Consider the following 1,301-nt stretch of genomic DNA (forward strand, 5'->3'; position numbering starts at 1 on the left):
ACCCGGATCGCCCGCCCGCACATTGGAACAGCTACACGCCCGAACAACCCCTGCGGAACCCCGTCACTGACAGTTATTGAAATACGGGCCCCCGGCGAGAAGCTGACCGCGCAGATGGTGCACACCCTGGCGAAGGAAGTGATGGCCCTGAACCAGCAGGTCGCTGAGCTCGACAAGCTCATCGAGGCCCGATTTCGCGACCACCACCACTTCGACGTGATCACCAGCATGCCCGGCCTTGGCATCGTCCTCGGGGCTGAGTTCCTGGCCGCCACCGGCGGTGACATGACCGTCTTCGGAACACCGGACCGCCTCGCCGGCTTCGGCGGCGTCGCACCCGTCCCGCGCGACTCCGGCAAGATCAGCGGAAACCTACGGCGGCCGCAGCGCTACAACCGACGGCTCCAGCGCGTCCTCTACACTTCCGCGCTCTTCAGCATCCGACGGTCTGAGGAATCCCGCCGGTTCTACGAACGCAAACGCGCCGAAGGCAAGCGTCACACTCAAGCCGTCCTCGCCCTCGCCCGCCGCCGCGTCAACGTCCTCTGGGCTCTCCTCCGCGATGGACGATGCTACGAACTCACACCACCGACAGCCCTCGCCGCTTGACAGACCACATTAGGAATCAGTCACCGAGCACTATCTCGCGAACAATCGGGCCTATGCCTCTCGGCACACCGGCCCGCTTCCGAAGGAACCCTCCCAACGTGTCGCCGTGGTCGCCTGCATGGATGCGCGGCAGAACATCTACGCGGTCCTGGGCCTGGACGAGGGCGAAGCGAGCGTGATTCGCAATGCGGGGGGAGTCATCACTGACGATGTGATCCGATCGCTGGCAGTGAGCCACCAGTTGCTGGGAACGGACGAGATCATGCTCATCCACCACACTGACTGTCGGATGCTGACCTACCCCGGCTATCGGCTCAAGGAGCCGATCCGCAGCGAGTCGGGCCTTCGGCCCCTCTGGCCGGAGGAGTCCTTCCACGACGTGGAAAACGACGTACGACGGTCCATCAGCCGCATCAAGGCGAGCCCCTACCTCTCCCACCGCGAATCCGTACGCGAGTTCGTGCTCGACATCGCCACAGGGCTGCTTGAAGAAGTTAGTAGCACTCCGTCGGGAAGTCGCGGGGCATTGCCTGATCGGTGACGCTGCGGTCGGGGTAGCGAACTGATGGAGAAGGCCCCTCGCGAACAGACCCTTACCTTGGCATTTATCCTCTGCGGGCTTGGTGTTCCTTGATTGACTCGGCGCGTTTGGCCGTCTTGCCGACGCTGTGATGGTTGGCCCGGTGGTTGTT

The 1,301-nt window shown here is 63.6% G+C and carries 2 protein-coding genes; both read left to right on the forward strand.

The features are described from left to right. The coding region (locus AB0D48_RS37415; RefSeq protein ID WP_362407837.1) for a transposase at nucleotides 1-609 on the forward strand (609 nt) is incomplete at its 5' end. Between the two features lie 106 nt (nucleotides 610-715). Further along, complete coding sequence (locus AB0D48_RS37420) at nucleotides 716-1,150, forward strand: carbonic anhydrase (protein ID WP_362407840.1); 435 nt, start codon at nucleotides 716-718, stop codon at nucleotides 1,148-1,150. Nucleotides 1,151-1,301 lie beyond the last annotated feature (151 nt).

This window comes from Streptomyces sp. NPDC048269 (assembly GCF_040652395.1).
GTDB lineage: Bacteria > Actinomycetota > Actinomycetes > Streptomycetales > Streptomycetaceae > Streptomyces.